This is a genomic window from Pseudomonas sp. IPO3747, assembly GCF_013385245.1.
Classification (GTDB): Bacteria; Pseudomonadota; Gammaproteobacteria; order Pseudomonadales; family Pseudomonadaceae; genus Aquipseudomonas; species Aquipseudomonas edaphica.
Map to the genome: position 1 here is coordinate 63191 of NZ_JACAQL010000018.1, position 20409 is coordinate 83599.

A 20409-nucleotide genomic window follows, 5' to 3' on the forward strand; every position below is an offset into this window, starting at 1 on the left:
GGCCTTTAGGTATTACCCACCGGCACAGGTGGGTTTCGATCCCTAGGAGCCTTGCATGATTTCCCCCGTTAGTGTCTTGCGTCGTCATACGTTCAGCTTGTTGTTTCTCGGCCTGCAACCGTTGTGCGGTGAGCTGGTGTTGGCCGCCGGTGAACGCCCGTATAGCATCAGCGCCGGGCCGCTGGACCAGGTGCTGTCGCGCTTTGGTGCCGAAGCCGGGATCAGCATGGCGGGCAGTTCGCTGCTCACGGCGGGCAGGAAAAGCCAGGGGCTGCAGGGCGAATTCAACACTGAGAACGGCCTGGCCCAGGTGCTCTCGGGCACCGGCCTCGACTATCAGCGCCAGGCCGATGGCGGCTATGTGTTGCGCCTGCGCCAGGAGGCCGTGCAGTTGCCGACGCAAAAAGTGACGGGCGAAAATCTCGACGAAGAGGAGGTCTACCGCGCGCCGCGTTCGTCGGTGTATATCTCCGGCGAAGACATGCAGCGTTTTGGCGTGGTGTCGGTGGGTGATGTGCTCAAGGGCCAGCCCGGCGTGCAGGTGGGCGACAGCCGCAATGGCGGCGGGCTGGATGTGAACATTCGTGGCATCCAGGGCCAGAGCCGGGTGGCGGTCACGGTGGACGGCTCGCAGCAGGCGCTGGATGTGTATCGCGGCTATGCCGGTACTCAGCAGCGCAGTTATATCGACCCGGACTTGATCAGCGACATCACCATCGACAAAGGCCCCAGCCTGACCTCCAGCGCCATTGGCGGCACGGTAAAAATGCGCACGCTGGGCGTTGGCGACATCCTCAAGGACGGCCAGAACATCGGCCTGCGCCTCAAGGGCGATGTTTGGAACAACGGCGTCGCCCCGGCTTCCCGCGACCCGCACTCAAAAACCCAGGACCTGTATGCTGAGCCGCACCAGAGCCGCGGCGGGCTGTTCGGCTCGCAGGCCGAAGCCGGCAGCGCCGCGTTTGCCTACACCCATGAGTTTTTCGACGTGGTGGCGGCCTACGCCAAGCGCAATCAGGGCAATTATTTTGCCGGTAAAAAAGGCCAGGACCGCTACCGCACCTACAACCGTTGGGGCGATGAAGACACCAGCGTCGCCACTACCTACAACGCCGGCGAAGAAGTGCTCAACTCCTCGGCGAAGACCGAATCGTTCCTGCTCAAGACCACCCTGCGCCCGGCGGACGGCCATACCTTCGACCTGGGCTATCGTCGTTATGACGGGCGCATTGGCGAGATCATGCCGTCGGATATCTTCCGTTTCGGCACCGGCGGCATCTATCAGTACCCGCTGGGCCATACCAGGATCGACACCTACACCGCTCGCTACAACTACCTGCCCTCGGGCAACCCGCTGGTGGACCTGACCGCCGACCTGTGGATGACCGACGCCCAAACCAGCCAGCTCACCTCGGTGGCCGCACCTGCGTCCCAGGCTTATCGCTCCGACCGCGCCTGGAGCCGCCAGGCAAACCAGCGCATCGGCGGCGGGCTGGCCAACACCTCACGCTGGGCGACCGACTACGGTGATCTGAAGCTCGACCTCGGCAGCTCGTTCCAGCTCGAAGAACTGCGCCCGCAAAAAGGCGTCGCCACCACCCAGCACGATATCAACGCCAACCGCATGCTGCGCGAAGGCTCGCGGCAGGAATACAGCTTCAATGGCAAACTCGAATACAAGCCGGTGGACCGCCTGACCTTATGGGGTGGCGGCCGTTATACCCACTACCGCAGCAAAGACCATATTGCCAATGCCACCGCGCGACGGGAGGAGCGTGACCTGCGCTACCTGCGCGTCTACAACGGCAACAATTCCGGCAACATGATGTGGTTCCCGGACCAGAACGGCGAGTACACCAACGCCACTGATCCGCGCCTGAACAACGGCATCGTGTTCCAGAACACCAACTTCCCCTTCGAAGGCGTGCGCTACAACGACTTTGGCGTGATCGATTCGACGGTTTACCCGTCCCAGGTCGGTGACGTGGTGAGCGGCTATGACTATTCCGGCAAGGCCAGCAACAGCGGCGGGGCATTTTCGCCGGCGCTGGGCATCAATATCGAAGTGCTGCCGGACACCTTTGTGTATGCCTCCTACACCCAGGGGTTTCGCATGCCCTCGTTGTTTGAAACCAGCCAGGGCGTGCTGCAAACCCTGCCCGGCAAGGGCTTGAAACCCGAGCGCTCAAGCAACTGGGAGGTCGGCGCCAGCACGTTGCGCAAAGGGCTGTTGGTCGAGGATGACGCGGCGGCGATCAAGCTCGCCTACTTCAACAACACCATCAAGAACTACATCACCCGCTACTAGGACCCAAGCCCAGGCACCTGGGGCCAGATGCGTTTCAGCAACACCGACAGCTACAAGACCAGCGGGCTGGAACTGCAAGCCCGCTACGATGCCGGGCGCGTGTTCGCCGACCTGTCGTCCACCTACTACTTGAAAACCGAAACCTGCGACGCGGCCTTCGCCGCCACACTGCGTGCTACCAGCAACAGCTATCAGAAAACCGCCGACACCCCGAACTGCACGCCGGGCAGCTTCATGGGTTCCTACACCAACACCCAGAACCCACCCCGGCTTGCTGGCAACCTGACCACTGGCCTGCGCTTCTTTGACCAAAGCCTCACGCTCGGCACACGTATTACCTACACCAGCGGCCCCACCGTCACCGCCGACAAACCCTGGCAGACCGGCGCCACCACGCCGCAACTGAACTACCGCGAAGTGGCACTGGTGGATCTGTTCCTCAACTATAAGTTGCAGGAGGACGCGAGCCTGAATGTATCGCTGCAGAACGTCACCGATCGCTACTACCTGGACCCGCTGGCGCAAAGCTTCATGCCGGCGCCGGGGCGTACATTACGGTTGGGCGTGCAGGCGAAGTTCTAAGGGCCAGGCGACGCCCATCGGTTAAGGCTGGACACCTTCACCGTGGCAAGCCTGCTCGCCACAAGTGACGGTGTTCGTCGTTCACGCTCGCCCACTGGCAGGCAGCGCCCGTTCCTAGCTCTCAGTAGCTTACATCGCCTGCACAATGATCTGGCTTTTCAAGTCATTGACCATGCCTTCAATCGCCGGCTTCATCGCCGCGAAATCTTGCGGGGAGCACAGGGCATCCGGCTTGGTGAAGGTATAGTGGCGCGTGATCAGCACCGTGTTGGCTTTTTTCACAGTGATCGTTCCCACGCTCTGCGTGGGAATGCATCCGGTGACGCTCCGCGTCACGCCTTCAAGCGCTGGAAGCAGAGCGTCCGGGGCGGCATTCCCACGCGGAGCGTGGGAACGATCAATTAACCCCTATCCCCAGGGCAACCTGGGTATCGGCAGGCGCTACCCTCCAGGAGAATCAACTGTATGGCATTGACCACCCTGATACTGGATGCCCCCGGGCCGCCGTTACTGTTTGAGGAAGTCGATCGCTTTCTTGAGCTGGGTCTGGGTGTCACCCTCAACCTGTATTATTTCGCGGACAAAGAGCGCATTCGGCAGCACTACGGCGCGCGCATTCACTATGCCGAGATCAACTGCCATGACGAGCCTGGCTTTATTGCCGCCGTGAGTCAGGCCGGCGGCTACAGCGTGTTCAAGACGCGCCTGAACATCCCCTTGGGCGCCGGCCTGATCCGCGCTGCCACCTCGACGGCGTTGGCCACGCCACTGCGCGCCGTTGCCCAGGCTGGCACAGGGGTCAATCATATTGACCGGCTGGCGTGCGAGCAGTGTGGCGTGGCGATCCTTAACACGCCGGGCTCCAACGCGGCCGCTGTTGCCGAATACGTCGTGGCCCAGGCGCTGTATCTGTCGCGCGATCTGGATGCCTACAACGCCGAAACGCACAACGGCCATTGGGCAAAAGGCACCTTGGCACCTGCCTGCGAATACGCCGAACTCACGCTTGGGCTGGTGGGCACCGGCAGCATTGCCCGACAGGTGGCGCGCAAGGCTGCGGCGCTTGGCCTCAAGGTGATCGCCACCGGGTCCGAACGCTTTACCGAAGCGGTGGCGCGCAGCCTTGGGCTTGAACGACGGGCGGGTCTTGAACCGTTACTGGCCGAGGCGGACATCGTCTCGATCCACGTACCGCTCACCCCGCAAACCCGAGGCTTGTTCGGCACTGCCGAGTTCCGGCAGATGCGCCAGGGCTCAATCCTCATCAATACCGCGCGCGGCGGGATCGTCGACGAACACCAGTTGGCCGCCTTCATGGGCGAGTTTCCCAGGCATATCAAAGCGGTGGCCATCGATACCTTTGCCCTGGAGAAAGACCGCTTCGACTCGCCATTGACCGCTATTGCCAATGCGCAATTGACGCCGCACATTGCCGGCAATACCACCACGGCAATCCGGACGGCATCACGCCAGATCGTCGACAAGATCCACGCATTCAGTGCCGCCGCCATCGTGCGTTAACCTGCCGGACACAAAGAAGGCCGATGACTCATTCTCGTCCGGCGCGCTGTATTAAAGGCCAAGAGGCTGGTAAGAATGACGTCGGATAGTGAGCCGATGTAATCAATCATGAAACGCCATTTCGAAGATTTACAGCTGGGCAGCATCGAGCTGTTCTGCCTCGCTGCCGAAGCCGGCAGTTTTACCGCTGCTGCGCAGGCTGCGGGCGTTACCCCGGCCGCCGTCAGCCGCAGTATTTCGCGCCTGGAAGAACGCCTGGGCTCGCGCTTGTTTGTGCGCACCACGCGCAGCATTCGCCTCACCGACAGCGGCCGCACATTTTACGAGCAGTGCCGCCAGGCGCTGACGCAACTGGTGGAGGCCCAGCAACAGGTGATGGGCGCGCAGGCGGTGCCGTCCGGGCGCTTGCGCATCAGTGTGCCGACCACCTACGCGCATCACCGCTTGCTGCCGCTGCTGCCCAGGTTCCGTGCGCAGTACCCGCAAGTCACTGTGGATATCCACATCAGCAACCGCAATATCGACTTCGTTGCCGAAGGTTATGACCTGGCCATTCGCGTGCGCGCCCAGCCGGATTCGTCGCTGATCGCGCGGCTGCTGGAAGATGCTGAGTTGGTGGTTATCGCTGCGCCTGCGTACTTGCAGCGCGTCGGCACACCGCAGACGCTGGACGATCTGCCATTGCATGAGTGCATTCAGTTTGAACTGCCCAGCAATGGCCGGCGCATCCCCTGGCTGTTCCAGCTGCAAGGCCAGGAGCAGGAGTTTGCCGGAGAGGCCGGTTACAGCATTGCCCATGATGTGCTGGGCGGCGTAACCCTGGCCAAACACGGCGCGGGGTTGTTTCAGACCTACAAGTTTATCGTTGAGCGTGAATTGGCCGACGGCAGCCTGGTTGAAGTGCTGAAGCCGTTTGGCGGGCGTTCACGGCCCTTCACCTTGCTGTATCCCCATGGGCGCTATGTGCCGCATCGGGTGCGGGCGTTTGTGGATTTTTTGCTGGCATGTCGGGACGAATGGGGCACGCTTTAACAGCAGGCGTGCCCCGAACCGGTCAGACGCCTTGGGGTGTTTCCCCGCGTGCCAGGCGGGCGTTGATGTCTTCAACCACCGCCGCCAGATCGACGATGGTGTCGATCAGGTAATGCGGGCGGGCGCCTTCGAACAGCTGGCCGATGCGTGTACGTTCTTCGGCAAGTTTCTGCGCCGGCAGCGCCTTGAACTGCTCGTAGGTCAGGCCCAGGGCATTGCCGGAGCATGTGAGTGCCACCGTCCACATGCCGGCGCTGCGCCCTTCGAGAATACCCGGCCAGGTGTCATCGACCTTGACGCACGCCGCGACGTCGCTGATGCCCAGCGCGATCACATTGGCCAACGCCTGCGCCGGGTACGGGCGGCCGTTGGGCACTTCATCGGTGGCCACCACGTGGTCGGCGACGTAGCCGTTCTGGCGGGCCAGCTCCACGACTTTGGCCATGACCACTGCCGGGTAGCCCGAGCACGAGCCGATTTTGAGGCCTTTGCTGCGCAGGGCTGCAATGGCTTCCAGGGCGCCGGGGATCACCGCCGAATGCAGTGCAATCTTTTCGATTTGCAGGGGCATGAAGCGTTCATACAGCGCGGTGACGTCCTCATCGGTCGGCAGGCGATCAAACACGGCGCGGTAGCGTTCGGCAATTTGCGGCTGGTTGCACAGCGTACGGATGTGGTCCCACTTGCCCATGCCCATGGGGCCGCGCGCCTCCTCCAGTGACACCGCCACGCCAAACTCGGCAAAGGCTTCGACGAAAATCTGGGTGGGGGCAAACGAGCCGAAATCCACCACGGTGCCTGCCCAGTCGAGGACGACAGCTTGCAGTTGCTTGGGTTGTTGGTAATGCATGGTCAATCTCCAGTTGCGGGTACAGGGAGGCCGTCCCTTTCGCGTGCGAGAGGTAGGCGGCCAGTTCAAGGGTCAAGCGTGTGGGGTATTCAGGTGGTCGGTGTGGGGCTTGAGTCGAACAGTTCGGCGATCATGGGTCGATTGCGTCGGATGCCCAGGCAACACAGGTGGTAGTCGATGGAAAACGGGTGATTTACAAAGGTAATCGGGGTCGTACCGGGCGTTTCGGCGTATTCGACCGCCGATACAAAACCGATACCGATACCCTTGGCGATCGCATGCACGATGGCTTCGCGGCTGTTGAGTTGCATCACACAATTAAGCGAGACACCCAGGCGTGTGCAGCTTTCCTCCACCAGTTGGCGGGTGCGCGAGCTTTTTTCACGCATCACCCATTTCTCCTGACTGATCTGCTCCACATGCACCTCCTTCTGGCTGGCCCAGGGATGGTCGTTGCGCACCACGGCAATGATCGGGTAACGGTGGTAAAGCTGCGTGTCGAAGCGCTGGTCGAATTCGGACAGCGCCAGGATCGCCACATCGATATCAAAATTGAACAGCCGGTCCAGGGTTTCCTTTTCGGGTGAGAAGGAGGTTTCCAGCTCGATGTCCGGGTGACGTTGCATCAGCTCATACGTCAGGTTCATCGCAATCGGCGGCGACACCGCACCCAGGCGCAACATCCCGAGCTTGCGTTGCTTGAAACTCTGCAGCAATTGCACGGCTTCATCCTCTTGCCCGAACAGCCCCTGGGTGATCGCATACAGTTGATGGCCAGCGGCGCTCATTTCGACAAAACGCCCGCGCCGGTGGAACAACTCAACGGAGAACTTCCTTTCCAGGGCATTCACCTGTTCGCTGACGGTCGGCTGGCCAACACTCAGGAACTCGGCGGCGAGGGTGAAACTGCCGGTCTTCGCCACCGCATGAAAGGAGCGCAGCCACTTGTGGTACTGGTACATGCAAAGGTCCTGTGGCTGGCTCAGCGTCTGATGAACAGTGCGACCACCGCGCTGCTCAGGCAGGCAGTCGTCACCACCAGAAAGATCAGCGACGTGTTGCCGGTACTGTCGAGCATACTGCCGATCAGCGGTTCCGCCAGCCCGGCAAACAGATAGGACGAGAAATTCATCACACCGGTCGCGGTCCCGGCGCGCTTGGCGCCGACCAGGTCCGGGCACAGTGCCCAGAAACTCGACGCCGGCCCATAGACGAAAAAGCCACACAGAAACAACGCGACCAGGCCGATGGCGCTATGCGGCGGCAGGCTCCACATCCACAGGCTGGTGGCGGCACCGAGGACCATGTACAGCATGATCGCCAGGTAGCGTTTTGAGCCGAACAGCTTGTCCGACACCCAGCCATTGCTCAAGGCGCCGATGGCCATGCCAACGGGCAAGGCAACGGTGATCCACTTGGGGTCGACCAGGCTGTCGCCGCTTTTCCAGTTGGCGCCCAGGAAGTGCACCGGCACCCACACGATCAAGCCGTAGCGCGCAGCGTTCTGAAACCCCAGGGACACGGCTGCGATGATCAGGCGGGCATTTTTCAGCACCGCCTTGTAGCGCTGTAACGAGCTTTCGACGGCGCCGTGCGCCACCTCATGGTTCTTGTCTTCGGCATTGGCCACGCCGGTATCGGCAAGGGCTTCGAAACCCATGTCCTGTGGGCGTTCGCGGGCCACCAGGTAAAAGATGATGCCGCCGGCGAGCATCAGCAGCACCGGCAAGCGGAAGATCCAGCGCCATTCCAGTTGCAGCACTTCAAGCACGATAATCGATGTGACGTAGGACAGGATCGAGGCGCAACCGGCGGCGAAGACATAAAAGCCGTAGACCTTGCCGCGCTCGCCCGCGCTCCACCAGTTGGAGATCAGCCGGCTGCCGGGCGCCCAGCCCAAGGCCTGAAAATAGCCATTGAGACCCCAGGGCAGGATCAGGCTGGCAAAACCGCCGGCAAAGCTGGTCACCCAGTTGGCGGCGCACGACAGCACCGCGCCGAGGGTCATGATGCGCCGCCCGCCAAACTTATCGGCAAGGTTGCCGTTGATGGCCTGGCCGATAGCGTAGGCCCACAGCATGGCCGCAGAGGCCCAGCCGAGGGTTTCCTTGGTCAAGCCGAACTCGGCCTGGATGCCGGGGATGGCAAAACCGAAGGTTTGCCGGCCAGTGTAGAAAAACAGGTAGCAGAACATCGCTGCCAGCAGCATTCGCCATTGGGCGACTCGAAACGAGGCGGTTTTCACGGTAAGGCCAGGCAAGGCTTGGGCACGGTTCATGATCTTTTCCTTTTTATTGTTGGTTCCCACCGAGTGGTGTCGGTGGGCGCACTCTTGCGAGGGTGCGGCAGGAAATCGTCGCTACAGGGGTAAACGGCTGGCTTCAGGCGGCGTGGGCACCGATGAAGTTTTTGCCGCGTGCGCCCTGCAGGGCGAAGTTGATCATGGCTTCGGCCTGGGAGGCTGTTACACCGTAGTCGGCAAACTCCGTCTTCACCTCAAGGCTGTGCAGAAAGTCGCGCAGCCTGTGTTGGGCGTGCTGCAAGTCGCTGCCGAAAATCCGCTGAAGGGTTCGGTCACGCGCTGCGTTGCGACCCCAGGCCAGGCCCAGCACCAGCGGCAGCGTGAACGAGCAGGCAATGCCATGCGGCAGGCCGTGGTGCAGGGTCATTTCGTAGGAGATGGAATGGGCGAGGGCGGTCTTGGTGTTGGAGAACGCCAACCCGGCTTTAAGGGCCGCCAACGCCATGCGCGAGCGCAGTTCCTGATTGGCCAGGTCACGCCGCAGCAACGGCAGGCATTCGAGGATGTCTTCGATGGCCGAAATGGCGAACGTATCCGAGATGGGGTTGGCATTGATGTTCCATACCGCTTCCAACGCATGGGACAAGGCGTCCAGCCCGGTGGAGACGGTGACGCCGGCGGGCACGGTGAGCATCAATTGTGGGTCGATGATCGCCACCTTCGGCCAGGTACACGCCAGGTGCAGCGAGTACTTTTTCAGGCTCGCCGAGTCCCAAATGGTGGCCCAAGGCGTGACTTCACTGCCGGTTCCCGCCGTGGTGGGCGCGGCAATCAGGATTTTGCTGCGCGCAGGCACAAAGGGTTTGCCCGTGGCCAGCAACGCCAGCAACTCATCGAAACGGCCGGACTCGGTGCCCACAATCAGCGCTTTGGCCGTGTCGATCGCGCTGCCGCCGCCCACGGCAATCACCGCATCACAGTCGCCGGCTACCTGCCAGAAACGTTCATAGGTATCGCGCAGTTGCGCCACGTCGGGGTTGGGCTGCACGTCTTCGATGAGGTACACCAGGCGGTCGCCGAGCAGGTCCTGGATGCGTTCCACCAGGCCCAGCCCACGCGCTTCGGGAAAGGTCACCAGCGCCACGGTCTGGCCCTGGGTGATGTCGGCAAGCTCGAGCAGGCTGCCGCAGCCGAAACGCGTGTCTACTGGGTTGTGAAATCGGGCAGTCATGGCGAGTCCTTTGTTTTTGTTGTTGGAAGTGGCCCCATAGTCGGGGCGCTTCAACAAAGGCTCAAATCGATAATTCGCGGGTGTGCATCGGCTGGGCCGATAACGGGCCGGTTCAGGCGTGATTGAAGTGGGTGCGCGGTGCGACGGTTGAGGCTGCAACATCCCATGTCAGCAGGAGTTGAGTGATCGCCGCGTCGATAGCCACATGCGGCACGTTATCGCGCGCCAGAATCGAAACGCCCTGCAAGAAACTGTCAAATACCGTCGCCATCGACGCTGCCTGCGTGGTGCCCGGCAATTGCCCAAGACGTATCCCGCGCTCAATGCAGGCCACAATCCCGGCCCGGGTGCGCACGCGCGATTGCGTCAGCGCGTCCGCGACCCGCGCGTTCTCCGGGCTGGGTGCGCTCATCACGCCCAGCGCCACCATGCAGCCTTTGGGGTGCCCGTCTTCACACTGCATGCGTGCTGACTGGCGCAGCGCGGTTTCGATGGCCTTACGCGGGGGCAAAGCCTCATCCCACAGGCATTCGGTGACCTGGGCGTAGGTGGCCAGATAACGCTGCACGCATTCATCGAACAGCGCTTCTTTGGAGCCGAATGCGGCGTAAAAACTCGGCGCGGAGATACCGCCACCCAACCCGGCCTTGAGCTGGGCGAGGGAGGTGGCGTCGTAACCGTGCTGCCAAAACAGGTGCATGGCCTGTTCCACGGCCTGGTCTCGGTCGAAATTACGCGGGCGGCCCATTTGTGCCATGTCGGGAATCCTCTGGGTAAGCGAGATAAATACTAGTCGATACATAAGTCGTTGACAACGAGCTGTGTGTGCACGCAACATTTATATCGATCAGTATCTAAGTCATCTCAAGGAGTCTCCCGTGACACCCTCACTCAGCCTATCTGCGGTATCCGACCGTCTGCCCATTGGCGCCTTGCTCGCCCTGGCCATGACCGGCTTTATCTGCATCGTCACCGAAACCCTGCCCGCAGGGCTGTTGCCGTTGATCAGCGACGGCCTGGCGATTTCGCCGTCGATGGCCGGGCAGATGGTCACGGCCTACGCGCTGGGGTCGGTGCTGGCGGTGATTCCCATGACCATTGCCACCCGAGGCTGGCGGCGGCGCAACGTGTTGCTGCTGACTATCGTCGGCTTTCTGCTGTTTAACTCCATCACCGCGCTGTCGTCCCAGTACGGCGTAACCCTGGTGGCGCGGTTCTTTGCCGGCGTGGCGGCAGGGCTGGCCTGGAGCCTGCTGGCCGGTTATGCCCGGCGCATGGTTGCGCCGCATCAACAGGGTCGGGCGCTGGCACTGGCCATGGTGGGTACGCCGATTGCGTTGTCGCTGGGTGTGCCGCTGGGCACTTGGCTGGGCGGCCTGGTGGGCTGGCGTACGACGTTCGGCCTGATGTCGGCGCTGACGCTGCTGCTGATCGTGTGGGTGCTGGTGAAAGTCCCGGACTATCCACCGCAGCCTGCGCACCAGCGGCTGTCCCTGGGCCAAGTGCTGACCACGCCCGGCGTGCGGCCGGTGCTGGCGGTGGTGATCAGTTGGATGCTGGCACACAACATTCTGTACACCTACATTGCCCCGTTTGTGGCGCGTGCAGGCTTGGCTGAACGTGTGGATTTAGTCTTGCTGGTGTTCGGCATTGCCGCGCTGCTGGGGATCTGGTTGACGGCCAAACTGGTCGAACCGCTGTTGCGCAAGACCGTGCTGGCAAGCCTGGTGACGTTTGCGGCGGTAACCCTGGTGTTCGGCTTTTTGGGTAGCGTGCCGCAGGTGATCTACCTCGGCGTGGCCGTGTGGGGCCTGAGTTTTGGTGGCGCCGCGACACTGCTGCAAACCGCATTGGCCGATGCCGCTGGAGAGGGCGCGGACGTGGCGCTGTCGCTGAACGTGGTGGCGTGGAACAGCGCCATTGCGGCCAGCGGCGTGGTCGGTGGCGTGTTGCTGGAGACGTGGGGCGCCGCCTCATTTCCATGGGCAATGGCGCTGTTGCTGCTGGTGGCGTTGGTGATTGCCTGCGCGGCGCATGCCCATGGCTTCAAACCGGGACGGCGGTCAGCCGATGGGCCAGCGGTGGCGGGGCAATAGGCGCTAAGCGAGCTTCACGGTCATGGTGCCGCCTGCCAGTTCGGCAAGTGGCTTCCCCGGCAGGCGCAGCATCCTGCGTGAAGCGCTGGCGTGCTTTAACGAGGTGGGGAGCCTGGCTCAGGCGGCCTGGAATTCGATCCGTCAGGCGTCGCACTAAAGTTTAAAGTGAGGGTCCATTAGGCTCCTCACTTTAAGATATAAAACATGCACTTACGCATTATTGCAGTCGGCCTGTCGGCGTGTGTTCTGCTCTCGCCCGGCGCGCAGGCCCGCAGCCTGCTGGACCTGATCAAACCACCGGCCCATGAACACACTTCGCGCTCAAGCTCCATCAGCCAAAGCGCGGCCCTTGGTCTCTATTCCCGTCAAGAAAAGCAGCTCTCCTTCGACGGCTGCGCGGACCTGTTTCCTGGCGCCACGCCGATCAACACGGCCACCGTACCCGCCTCGATGAAACCCATGGCGCTGTGTTCGGATCACTTTGCGGTGCTCTACTCGCAAACCAGCAAGACGCCTTTGGTGGTGGTCGAGCGTTTGAACGCCGCACAGTTGAAAGATGCCAAGGGTGAAGAGCGCACCAACCAGTTTTATCCCGACCCGCGCATTCCCAAAGGCGCCCGCGCCGAGCTGAGCGACTACCGCAGCCAGCACCCGGCGGTTGACCGCGGCCACCAGTCCCCGGCCGCCGATGCGCCAAGTGCAAATGCCATGGCGCAGTCCTTCGCCTTGTCGAACATGGTGCCGCAAGACCCCACCAATAACCGCAAGATCTGGAGCAAGGTCGAGGCCGACGTGCGCAAGTTCGCGGTACGTGCAGGCGGTAATGTGTTTGTGTTCACCGGCCCGTTGTTTGATGCCGGCTACAGCACCATCGGCGACAACAAGGTGTGGGTGCCGACACGCCTGTTCAAGCTGGTGTACGACGCTTCGTCCAAACGTGCCTGGGCCTATGTGCTGCCCAACGCCGAAACCCGTATCCAGAAGCCGATGGACTACGACACCTTTGTGAAAAGCACCGGGCTCAAGTTGCTCGGCAACTTGCCGGTTACCGGTTCGGTGGGGCGGACATGAGCTTTTTCGGCCGGTCTGACTGACGCTTGATCGGCCCGCTGTACTGACACCCACGGGGTGTCGGCACAGCGAGCGCCTCAGGGCTTTAGACTTTTTCGATCCAGCCTGCCGGCGCTTCAACGTCGCCGTTCTGGATGCCCGTCAACTCGTTGAACAAACGTTGGGTCATCGGGCCGGCTTCATGTTCACTGTGGAATACATGCAGGTGATCGTTGTAGCGGATACCGCCAATCGGTGTGATAACCGCCGCGGTGCCGCACGCGCCGGCTTCCTTGTACGCCGCCAGGTTGTCGATATACACATCCTCTTCCACCGCCTTGAGCCCCAGACGGCTTTGCGCAAGCTCGATCAACGAGGCGCGGGTGATGCCAGGCAATACTGAAGGCGAACGCGGGGTCACAAAGGTGTTGTCATGGGTGATGGCAAAGAAATTCGCCGAGCCGACTTCTTCGATTTTTTTATGGGTCAGCGGGTCGAGGTAAATGCAGTCGGCAAAACCCGCCTGCCGTGCCTCGGTACCGGGTAGCAGGCTGGCCGCGTAGTTTCCGCCGACCTTGGCGGCGCCGGTGCCATTGGGGGCGGCGCGGTCGTAGTCCGAAATGATGAAGTTGCTCGGTTGCAACACGCCTTTGAACAACGCGCCGACCGGGATGCAAAACACGCAGAAGATAAACTCCGGCGCGGTACGCACACCGATGTTATCGCCCACACCGATGACGAAAGGTCGTAGATACAGCGAGCTGCCTGTTCCGTAGGGCGGCAGGAAGCGTTCGTTGGCCTTGATCACCTGCTTGCAGGCATCAATGAATTGCGCGGTCGAGACGGGCGGCATCAGCAGCCGTGAGCAACTGCGCTGCATACGGGCAGCATTCTGATCGGGGCGAAACAGGTTGATCGAACCATCCTTGCAACGGTAGGCCTTCATCCCCTCAAAACACTGCTGGCCATAATGCAACGCGGTTGAGCCTTCGCTGATATGCAGCTGGTTATCTTCGGTCAGTGCACCTTCCTGCCACTGACCGTCACGCCAATGTGCGATGTAACGAAGGTCGGTTTTCCTGTAGCTGAAACCCAGGTTATTCCAATCCAGTTGCGGATGTTCCATATCACGACTCCCGAACCCGGCTACGGGTGGTATTTATTGGTTCCAGTTGATGCTCAAGGAAGCATCAAGCCATTGGTGGTAAGCGCTCGCCGCCTCATCCGAGGCATGTACCGAGAAGATGAAGCCTGGGTAGCCGCCAAACGCGGGAGGTGGTGGTGAAAGATGCCCTGCCTCGAAAAAAGTCACGATCCGGGCGGTTTCAGGGTGCTCCGCGACCTTTTCCAGCCCGCTGAAACCGTTGAAACGGCCATCGCCGCGCAGAGGAATGATGTAGTTTGCTGCCACTCTGGCGGCCGGCAGCACATCGGGCAGTGCCGGGGTGGGCAAACCCAGGGCGGCCTTCATGCACAGTGCGGCGAACGACACGCCGGTGCTCTGTTCCACCACAAAGTGCGAGACCCCCGAGCCCCCTATGCGTGCGCCGATTTCAATCACATACGCTTGCTGGTTGGCATCCAGGCGCAGCTCCACATGGGCGGCGCCCATGGTAATGCCCAGTGCCTTGACCCCGGCGCGCGCGGTCTCACACAGGGCCATGATCAAGGGGGCGTCGATATCTCGACGCTGGCGGTAGATCGTTTCTTCAAACCAGGGCCCTTCGGGTTGGCCCTTGTCGCCCACTGCCAGGACATGCACCCCTTCGATATCGACAAAGCACTCCACAACGAATTCTTTACCCGGCAAATACTGTTCAACAACCAGGCCTGCGGCTTTGTCCTGGTCATAGAAACGAGCCAGGTCCTTGCTCTGGACCTCCCAGACCGCGTTGACGAGGGCGGGAAGCTCTTCGGCCGTTTTGGCCAGCATCACACCGGTGCTCGACCAGCCGGAGAGCGGCTTGATCACCAGTGGCAACCCCAGGGCGCGGGTTTGCGACAGGTCGTGCGGGTTATCGATGTAGCAAAAGCCCGGCGACCTCAAGCCTGCCTCGGCAAAGGCCTGGCGCATCAGGTACTTGTTGCGGGCCAGCGCCGCCACATGCGGATCGATGCCAGGGGTACCGATTTTTTGCGCCGCCAGTGCCGTCCAGATGATCGCTTCTTCGCGAACCGTCATCACCCCGCCAATCCCTCTCTCTTGCACGCCGGCCGCGAACGCTTCCAACGCCAGCTGCGGCTCGTCGAAAACCGGCAGCTGCCAGGTCGACGTGACTGCCGGCAAGTGCGCGGGGGCGCTTTCGGTCGTGTCGTAAATCAGTACCAGTTCAATACCTGCCGCTTCTGCGGCCTCAAATACAAAGGACAACTTGGCACTGCGGTGGCAAACCAACGCCAGCTTTTTCATTGTATTTCCTCACTAACCGGTTGGTTTGGGGCACGACGCTTGAACGTCCAGCCCGAGGCGCCTGATGCATCCATGAATAACAGGGTGATCCCCACCATGACCGCAATCATCGCGACGATTTTTACTGCACCCAAGGTCGTGCCGGAGCCGATCAACCACTCACCGGTGACCACGGCGAACGGTGCCAGCAAGCCAATCGCATTGGCATACAGCACGCCGCCCTCGGCCAAAACCTTCTGGTACAACACATACACCGGCGCCGAGCAGGCAGCCCCCAGGATCAGCACTTTGAGCGCATCCTCAAGGTTCAGGCGCAACAAGGGCGCGGGGTCGAGAATGAACAGCGGCACAAAGCACGCCGCGGCGATCAGTGTGACCCAGGCCAGCGAGTTGATCAGTGGCAAATCCTTGAGGTAGCGCTTGGACAGCAGGCCATAAACGGCGTAGGAAAGCGCCGCGACCAGGGCCAGCGCAATGCCAGACGGGCTGACTGCGCTAACGTCACCGGTGTGGGTATTGAACGCCAGCGCCGCGACACTGACGATCACCACACCCGCCAGTTTGAGCCAGGAAAACCCCAGGCTGCGTGTCAGCAGGCCCAGCAGGTAGGTAATGCCCGGAATCGTCGCCAGGACCATGGTCAGGTCGCTGGCTTTCAGCGTTTTCAAGGCGCCGAAGCTGCAGACAAAATAGAGCGAGAACCCCAGGATCGACAGGATGAAAAACCCCGGCATTCTTGCGAGCAGCGGCTTGGATGCCAGCGGCGGTCGCGTGCCGAACGCCACGATCAACCATAAGGCGGCGGTTGTGGCCCACAGCCTGAGCCCAACGGCATGCATCACCGAAATGCTACCGAGCAGGTTTTTCGACAGCAGCCAACTGATCGAGAACAACGCGAGAATGGCCACGGTGAACAGCAGCAGACGGACCTTCAATGCATTCATTGGGGGCACTCGGCCAGCACGCGGCGTGCGTAGTGCGTGGCCGGGAAATTGAAACGTGCCAGTGGGGTTTGCGGTGTGCCCAGATGTTGCTGAACATAGGCTTTGGCACCCGCCAGGTAGGCCTCGTCGTCGAGTGCTTCGAGGGCCTCGATATCGGCAATCATCGACACAAGCTTTTGGTCAAGACGCTCGCTGTCAAAGCTGAGGTGGCCGTGCTCGGTTTCGACCAATGCCTTGGCATTGATCAGCATCTCAAAGAGCAAAATCCCGGTGCCGGCATCGAACGTCATGTGCTGGTCCGAGCCCTTGGGGTAGCGGAACATGCGCTCGAGCAGGATGAACTCGGCGATTTCACGCCAAAAGTCCGGACGATGTTCCAGCACCAGGCGCACCGTAATCAGGTCACACTTGGTCTCTTCCAACAGGCCGGTAAACCAATTCAGCTTTATGTACAGGTTTTTGTCCAACGGGCGTGGCCCGGTGTGGTGCGCATAGTCGTGGTAATAACCCCACAGGCAACGCGCGTCGTACATGTCTGACTCAGACATCTGGCGGCTGCTCAATTGGCCGAACAGGAACGGGCTCTGGCGCCCGAACAAGCGGTCTGCCTCGACGAGTGTCTGCTCGTTGTAGATACGCAGAAACTTGCTGAAAAAGAACAGCGCGAAGGTCTGTTTATCGACCTTGGCTGCCGTCGCCACGGACTCTGGAAACAGCACAATGCAATTGCCTTGCAGGAACCCCTTCGAGGCCGCTCCAAGCTTGATGCATTGAAACGGTGCCACGTACTGCTCGGTGTACTGCGCGGCCTTTGCCAGGTAAGGGGTTTCACTGCGGTAGCCGGTGACCAGCTCCAGCCGAAAGCCTTCGGGGTCAGGGCCGTTGGTCGCGCGCATGGGGGCCAGTAGAAACAAGGCGTCGCCGGGTGCAGGGGTGTTGAAACTGGCGAGAGTCTTATCGAATAGAGGCCGTTGATCCAGGCCATTCTTCAGCCAGTTGCCCAGGTCTTCCAGGGTCGCCGTCAACAGCGGCGCAGATAGCCCGTCGATGATTGCGGCGTGCCGGTCGAGCTCGGTGATCAAGCGGTTGATGAGGGCATGGTCGGCTACGTTCGGCGCCTTGATGCTGCCATCCAGTTCCTGGCGGGCACGCACTTCATCGACGATATTGACCAGGGTCGACAGCGGATCAGGCTTTTGCATGGTCGGCTCGCTTCAGCGAATGGACCAGAAAGGCCATCGGCACCTGGCCGAAATCCTCAATGATGTTCAGCTCATGCAGGTCTGCCGCGACCACGGTGGTCACGCACGCATCTGCCTGGCCAGTGCTGCACAGCACGGCGGCATCGGCATTGCTGTTGGCGAACACTTTGCGGTAGTGGCTTGCCACCAGGGATTGGGGCGCGGGATGGGTTGCCACACTCTTTATCTGGTCGGCGCTGGTACGGCTGGCAAGCACCATGGAGTGGGTCGGCATGATGAAGCTGTCGCACAGCTCCATATCGCCCAGGCGGGTAAAAATCAGCGTATGCAAATCGGGGTACGCGGCGCAGCTTAAAAGATAGCCGTCCTGTTTTCCGGACAACTCATCAAAGGCTTGCTCAAGCGTCTCATGCAGAACAATTCGCTGCGTGCCATTGCGCGCTTCACGAGAATCAAGCCACCACTGCGCGGCGGTGGCGCAATTGGTACCCTCGGGGCCGAGCGTATAGATGGTCGGACTGATAGCCGTGTGCATGCTTTAACTTCCTTGTCAGAGCCCACCGGACAGCGGGCCAGAATCCATTCCTGCCACCCATTGGTGGCTGCCTTGGCGGAGGTTACTGTAGGTTTTTTGTTCAAGCAATACACCCGGCGAAACTAAACGTTGCCACCTTCGCAGGCGTTGCCTGGCCGTCTGAATTCCTGCAAAGGCCGACCCTGTCAGGGTTTATACTCACCGCCAAACTTCCCCCCCGATCAAATCCGAGAAAGCCCATGAGCACCTCCCTTTCCCTGACCCCCGCGCGCAAGCCTATCGCGCCGTTGGCGGCTTTTATCATCCTGGTGGCCGGTGCCGTATTCCTGCAAAACAGCGTCGGCTCGCGCCAGGTGCTGTTGCTGGTGGTCGGCGCCGCATTGGGCTTGACCCTGTACCACGCCGCTTTCGGATTCACGTCGGCCTGGCGCGTATTTATCAATGATCGACGCGGCGCCGGTTTGCGCGCACAGATGGTCATGCTGGCGGTGGCGGTGTTGCTGTTCTTCCCGGCATTGGGCGCGGGCACGTTGTTCGGGCAGCCGGTGGTCGGGCTGGTAGCACCGGCTGGGGTGTCGGTGGTGTTCGGGGCGTTTATCTTTGGTATCGGCATGCAGTTGGGCGGCGGTTGTGCGTCCGGCACGCTGTTCACCGTGGGCGGCGGCAATGCGCGCATGCTGGTGACGCTGCTGTTTTTTATCTGCGGTTCGCTGATTGCCACGCACCATGTGGATTGGTGGTTCGCGTTGCCGGCGTTCCCGGCGGTGTCCATCGTCAAGAGCTTCGGCGTGTTGCCGGCCATGATTCTGAGCCTGGCCGTGTTCGCGGTCATCGCACTGGTCACCGTGCGTTTGGAGAAGGGCCGTCACGGCCAGCTTGAACCCGGCGTGAGCAGCGAGCACATCGGCCTGCGCCGCTTCCTGCGCGGGCCTTGGCCATTGGTTTGGGGGGCAATCGGTTTGGCGCTGCTTAACTATGCGACGCTGGCGCTGGCCGGGCGGCCATGGGGCATTACCTCGGCGTTCGCGCTATGGGGCGCCAAAGTGGCCAGCGGCTTGGGTGTGGACGTGGCCAGTTGGGCGTTCTGGCAAATGCCGGGCAATGCCAAAGCCCTGGCAGCGCCCGTGTGGGAAGACATCACCAGCGTGATGGACATCGGCATCGTCCTCGGCGCGCTGTTGGCTGCGGGCCTGGCCGGGCGTTTTGCCCCAAGCCTGAAAATCCCGGCACGCTCGCTGGTGGCCGCAGTGATCGGTGGTTTGCTGCTGGGCTATGGCTCGCGCCTGGCCTACGGCTGCAACATCGGCGCGTACTTCAGCGGCATCGCCTCCGGCAGCCTGCATGGCTGGGTGTGGTTGGTGGCAGCGTTTATCGGTAACAGCGTCGGTGTGCGCCTGCGGCCGTTCTTCTTCGCAGGCGAGCGACCGCAGGTGGCCTTGAGCGGTTGCTGAACCCCAACGACCTATAAGGCAGGCCCATGATCAGAGAACTGAGAACCTTCGTAAGCGCCGCCCGCCGTGGCACTTTCGCCGCCGCCGGGCAGCAGGTGGGGCTGACGCAATCGGCGGTGAGTGCGCAGATCAAACACCTCGAGGACGCCCTGGGCGTCAAGCTGTTCGACCGCACCGGTCGCTCCGCCACGCTCAATGCGGCCGGGCAGCGCGCGGTGCCGCTGGCGGAGGAGATCCTCGATATTTTCTCGCGCATGGGCGCGCCCGACAGCGCCAACAACTTTCAGGGTTCGCTGCGCATCGGCGCCATCGGCAGTGTGCAAACCGGCCTCCTGCCCCAGGCGCTGGTCGCGCTTAAACGCCGCGCGCCGTTTATCGAGGTCAGCCTGGTGCCCGGCGTTTCGCTCAACCTGCTCAGCCAGGTGGATGCCGGTGAGCTGGATTTGGCGATCATGATCCACCCGCCGTTCAACCTGCCCAAGGACCTGAATATCGAAGTGATCGCCCGCGAACCCTTTGTGCTGATTACCGCCAAGGACGTGCAGGGCGACGACCCGCTGCAGATCCTGCGCGAGCAACCCTTCGTGCGGTATGACCGTGGCTCGTTCGGCGGGCGCCAGGTCACGCAGTTTCTCAAGGAACACAAGATCCAGACCCGGCAAGCGCTGGAACTCGACGAGCTGGACGCCATCGTCAAGATGGTACGCAGCGGCCTCGGCGTGTCGCTGGTGCCCCTGGCCGGCCTGTGGCTGGAACACGGCAGTGACGTGCGGGTTTTGCGATTGGACAAGCTCACGTTCTACCGTGAAATCGTGCTGCTGACCAAGTACACCCAGCGCCAATTGCCGCTCTTCGAATTATTCAGGGCGTGCGTCATCGAAGTGCTGGGTGCGCCGAAGTAGGGCGCGAGCATCGAAATTTTTGAGGCTCAGGGCGAAGGATATCCGCTTTATCC

The 20409-nt window shown here is 61.5% G+C and carries 16 protein-coding genes and 2 pseudogenes; 7 read left to right on the forward strand and 11 right to left on the reverse strand.

Annotated features, from left to right (window positions below; all coding sequences use genetic code 11):
- Positions 1–55 precede the first annotated feature (55 nt).
- Positions 56–2890, forward strand: a pseudogene (locus HX790_RS20675) (TonB-dependent receptor domain-containing protein).
- 129 nt (positions 2891–3019) lie between these two features.
- Here HX790_RS20675 and HX790_RS20680 read toward each other — a convergent pair.
- Positions 3020–3172: pseudogene (locus tag HX790_RS20680) on the reverse strand (hypothetical protein); the annotation flags it as partial.
- Between the two features lie 183 nt (positions 3173–3355).
- Between HX790_RS20680 and HX790_RS20685 the strand changes: the two are divergent.
- Together HX790_RS20685 and HX790_RS20690 are read left to right on the forward strand one after the other, a co-directional pair.
- Positions 3356–4411 carry a D-isomer specific 2-hydroxyacid dehydrogenase family protein gene (locus tag HX790_RS20685; RefSeq protein ID WP_176992036.1) on the forward strand — a complete coding sequence of 352 codons (1056 nt, stop codon included), beginning with the start codon at positions 3356–3358 and terminating at the stop codon, positions 4409–4411.
- A gap of 108 nt (positions 4412–4519) precedes the next feature.
- Positions 4520–5443: a LysR family transcriptional regulator gene (locus HX790_RS20690; RefSeq protein ID WP_170037863.1), complete on the forward strand. Its 924-nt coding sequence runs from the start codon at positions 4520–4522 to the stop codon at positions 5441–5443.
- Between the two features lie 22 nt (positions 5444–5465).
- On the opposite strand, the gene phnX is transcribed toward HX790_RS20690, so the two are convergent.
- From phnX to HX790_RS20715, 5 genes are all read right to left on the reverse strand, one after another.
- A complete protein-coding gene (phnX, locus tag HX790_RS20695; protein ID WP_017137004.1) occupies positions 5466–6293 on the reverse strand; it encodes a phosphonoacetaldehyde hydrolase in 828 nt (275 codons plus the stop codon).
- An 89-nt stretch (positions 6294–6382) separates the two neighbouring features.
- Positions 6383–7255 (reverse strand): LysR substrate-binding domain-containing protein, encoded by an 873-nt coding sequence (locus HX790_RS20700; protein ID WP_017137003.1) that lies wholly within the window; start codon positions 7253–7255, stop codon positions 6383–6385.
- A gap of 20 nt (positions 7256–7275) precedes the next feature.
- Positions 7276–8571 carry an MFS transporter gene (locus tag HX790_RS20705; RefSeq protein ID WP_017137002.1) on the reverse strand — a complete coding sequence of 432 codons (1296 nt, stop codon included), beginning with the start codon at positions 8569–8571 and terminating at the stop codon, positions 7276–7278.
- A gap of 103 nt (positions 8572–8674) precedes the next feature.
- Entirely contained in the window at positions 8675–9766 is a 1092-nt protein-coding gene (gene psrA, locus HX790_RS20710; RefSeq protein WP_026013707.1) for an iron-containing alcohol dehydrogenase PsrA, read from the reverse strand.
- 112 nt (positions 9767–9878) lie between these two features.
- Positions 9879–10523: a TetR/AcrR family transcriptional regulator gene (locus HX790_RS20715; RefSeq protein WP_017137000.1), complete on the reverse strand. Its 645-nt coding sequence runs from the start codon at positions 10521–10523 to the stop codon at positions 9879–9881.
- A gap of 121 nt (positions 10524–10644) precedes the next feature.
- Between HX790_RS20715 and HX790_RS20720 the strand changes: the two genes are divergently transcribed.
- Positions 10645–11862, forward strand: a complete 1218-nt coding sequence (locus HX790_RS20720; RefSeq protein WP_017136999.1) for an MFS transporter — start codon at positions 10645–10647, stop codon at positions 11860–11862.
- 204 nt (positions 11863–12066) lie between these two features.
- The gene (locus HX790_RS20725; RefSeq protein WP_017136998.1) at positions 12067–12933 is read left to right on the forward strand and encodes a DNA/RNA non-specific endonuclease; all 867 of its coding nucleotides are present in this window, start codon (positions 12067–12069) and stop codon (positions 12931–12933) included.
- Positions 12934–13018: 85 nt separating this feature from the next.
- On the opposite strand, the gene HX790_RS20730 is transcribed toward HX790_RS20725, so the two are convergent.
- Genes HX790_RS20730 through HX790_RS20750 form a run of 5 tightly spaced genes read right to left on the reverse strand, consistent with a single transcriptional unit; the run spans position 13019 to position 18003 of the window.
- Complete coding sequence (locus HX790_RS20730) at positions 13019–14038, reverse strand: branched-chain amino acid aminotransferase (protein ID WP_017136997.1); 1020 nt, start codon at positions 14036–14038, stop codon at positions 13019–13021.
- Positions 14039–14071: 33 nt separating this feature from the next.
- The gene (locus HX790_RS20735) at positions 14072–15322 is read right to left on the reverse strand and encodes an ATP-grasp domain-containing protein (protein WP_017136996.1); all 1251 of its coding nucleotides are present in this window, start codon (positions 15320–15322) and stop codon (positions 14072–14074) included.
- Positions 15319–16266 (reverse strand): DMT family transporter, encoded by a 948-nt coding sequence (locus HX790_RS20740; RefSeq protein WP_017136995.1) that lies wholly within the window; start codon positions 16264–16266, stop codon positions 15319–15321. Before HX790_RS20740 ends, HX790_RS20735 begins: the two co-directional genes overlap by 4 nt.
- The gene (locus HX790_RS20745) at positions 16263–17468 is read right to left on the reverse strand and encodes a DUF6421 family protein (protein ID WP_176992037.1); all 1206 of its coding nucleotides are present in this window, start codon (positions 17466–17468) and stop codon (positions 16263–16265) included. The genes HX790_RS20740 and HX790_RS20745 overlap by 4 nt, the downstream gene beginning before the upstream one ends.
- Entirely contained in the window at positions 17455–18003 is a 549-nt protein-coding gene (locus HX790_RS20750) for a hypothetical protein (protein ID WP_017136993.1), read from the reverse strand. The genes HX790_RS20745 and HX790_RS20750 overlap by 14 nt, the downstream gene beginning before the upstream one ends.
- A gap of 239 nt (positions 18004–18242) precedes the next feature.
- Between HX790_RS20750 and HX790_RS20755 the strand changes: the two genes are divergently transcribed.
- Positions 18243–19454, forward strand: a complete 1212-nt coding sequence (locus HX790_RS20755) for a YeeE/YedE family protein (protein ID WP_017136992.1) — start codon at positions 18243–18245, stop codon at positions 19452–19454.
- A gap of 26 nt (positions 19455–19480) precedes the next feature.
- On the forward strand, positions 19481–20356 hold the full coding sequence (locus HX790_RS20760; RefSeq protein WP_176992038.1) for a LysR family transcriptional regulator: 876 nt from the start codon (positions 19481–19483) through the stop codon (positions 20354–20356).
- Positions 20357–20409 lie beyond the last annotated feature (53 nt).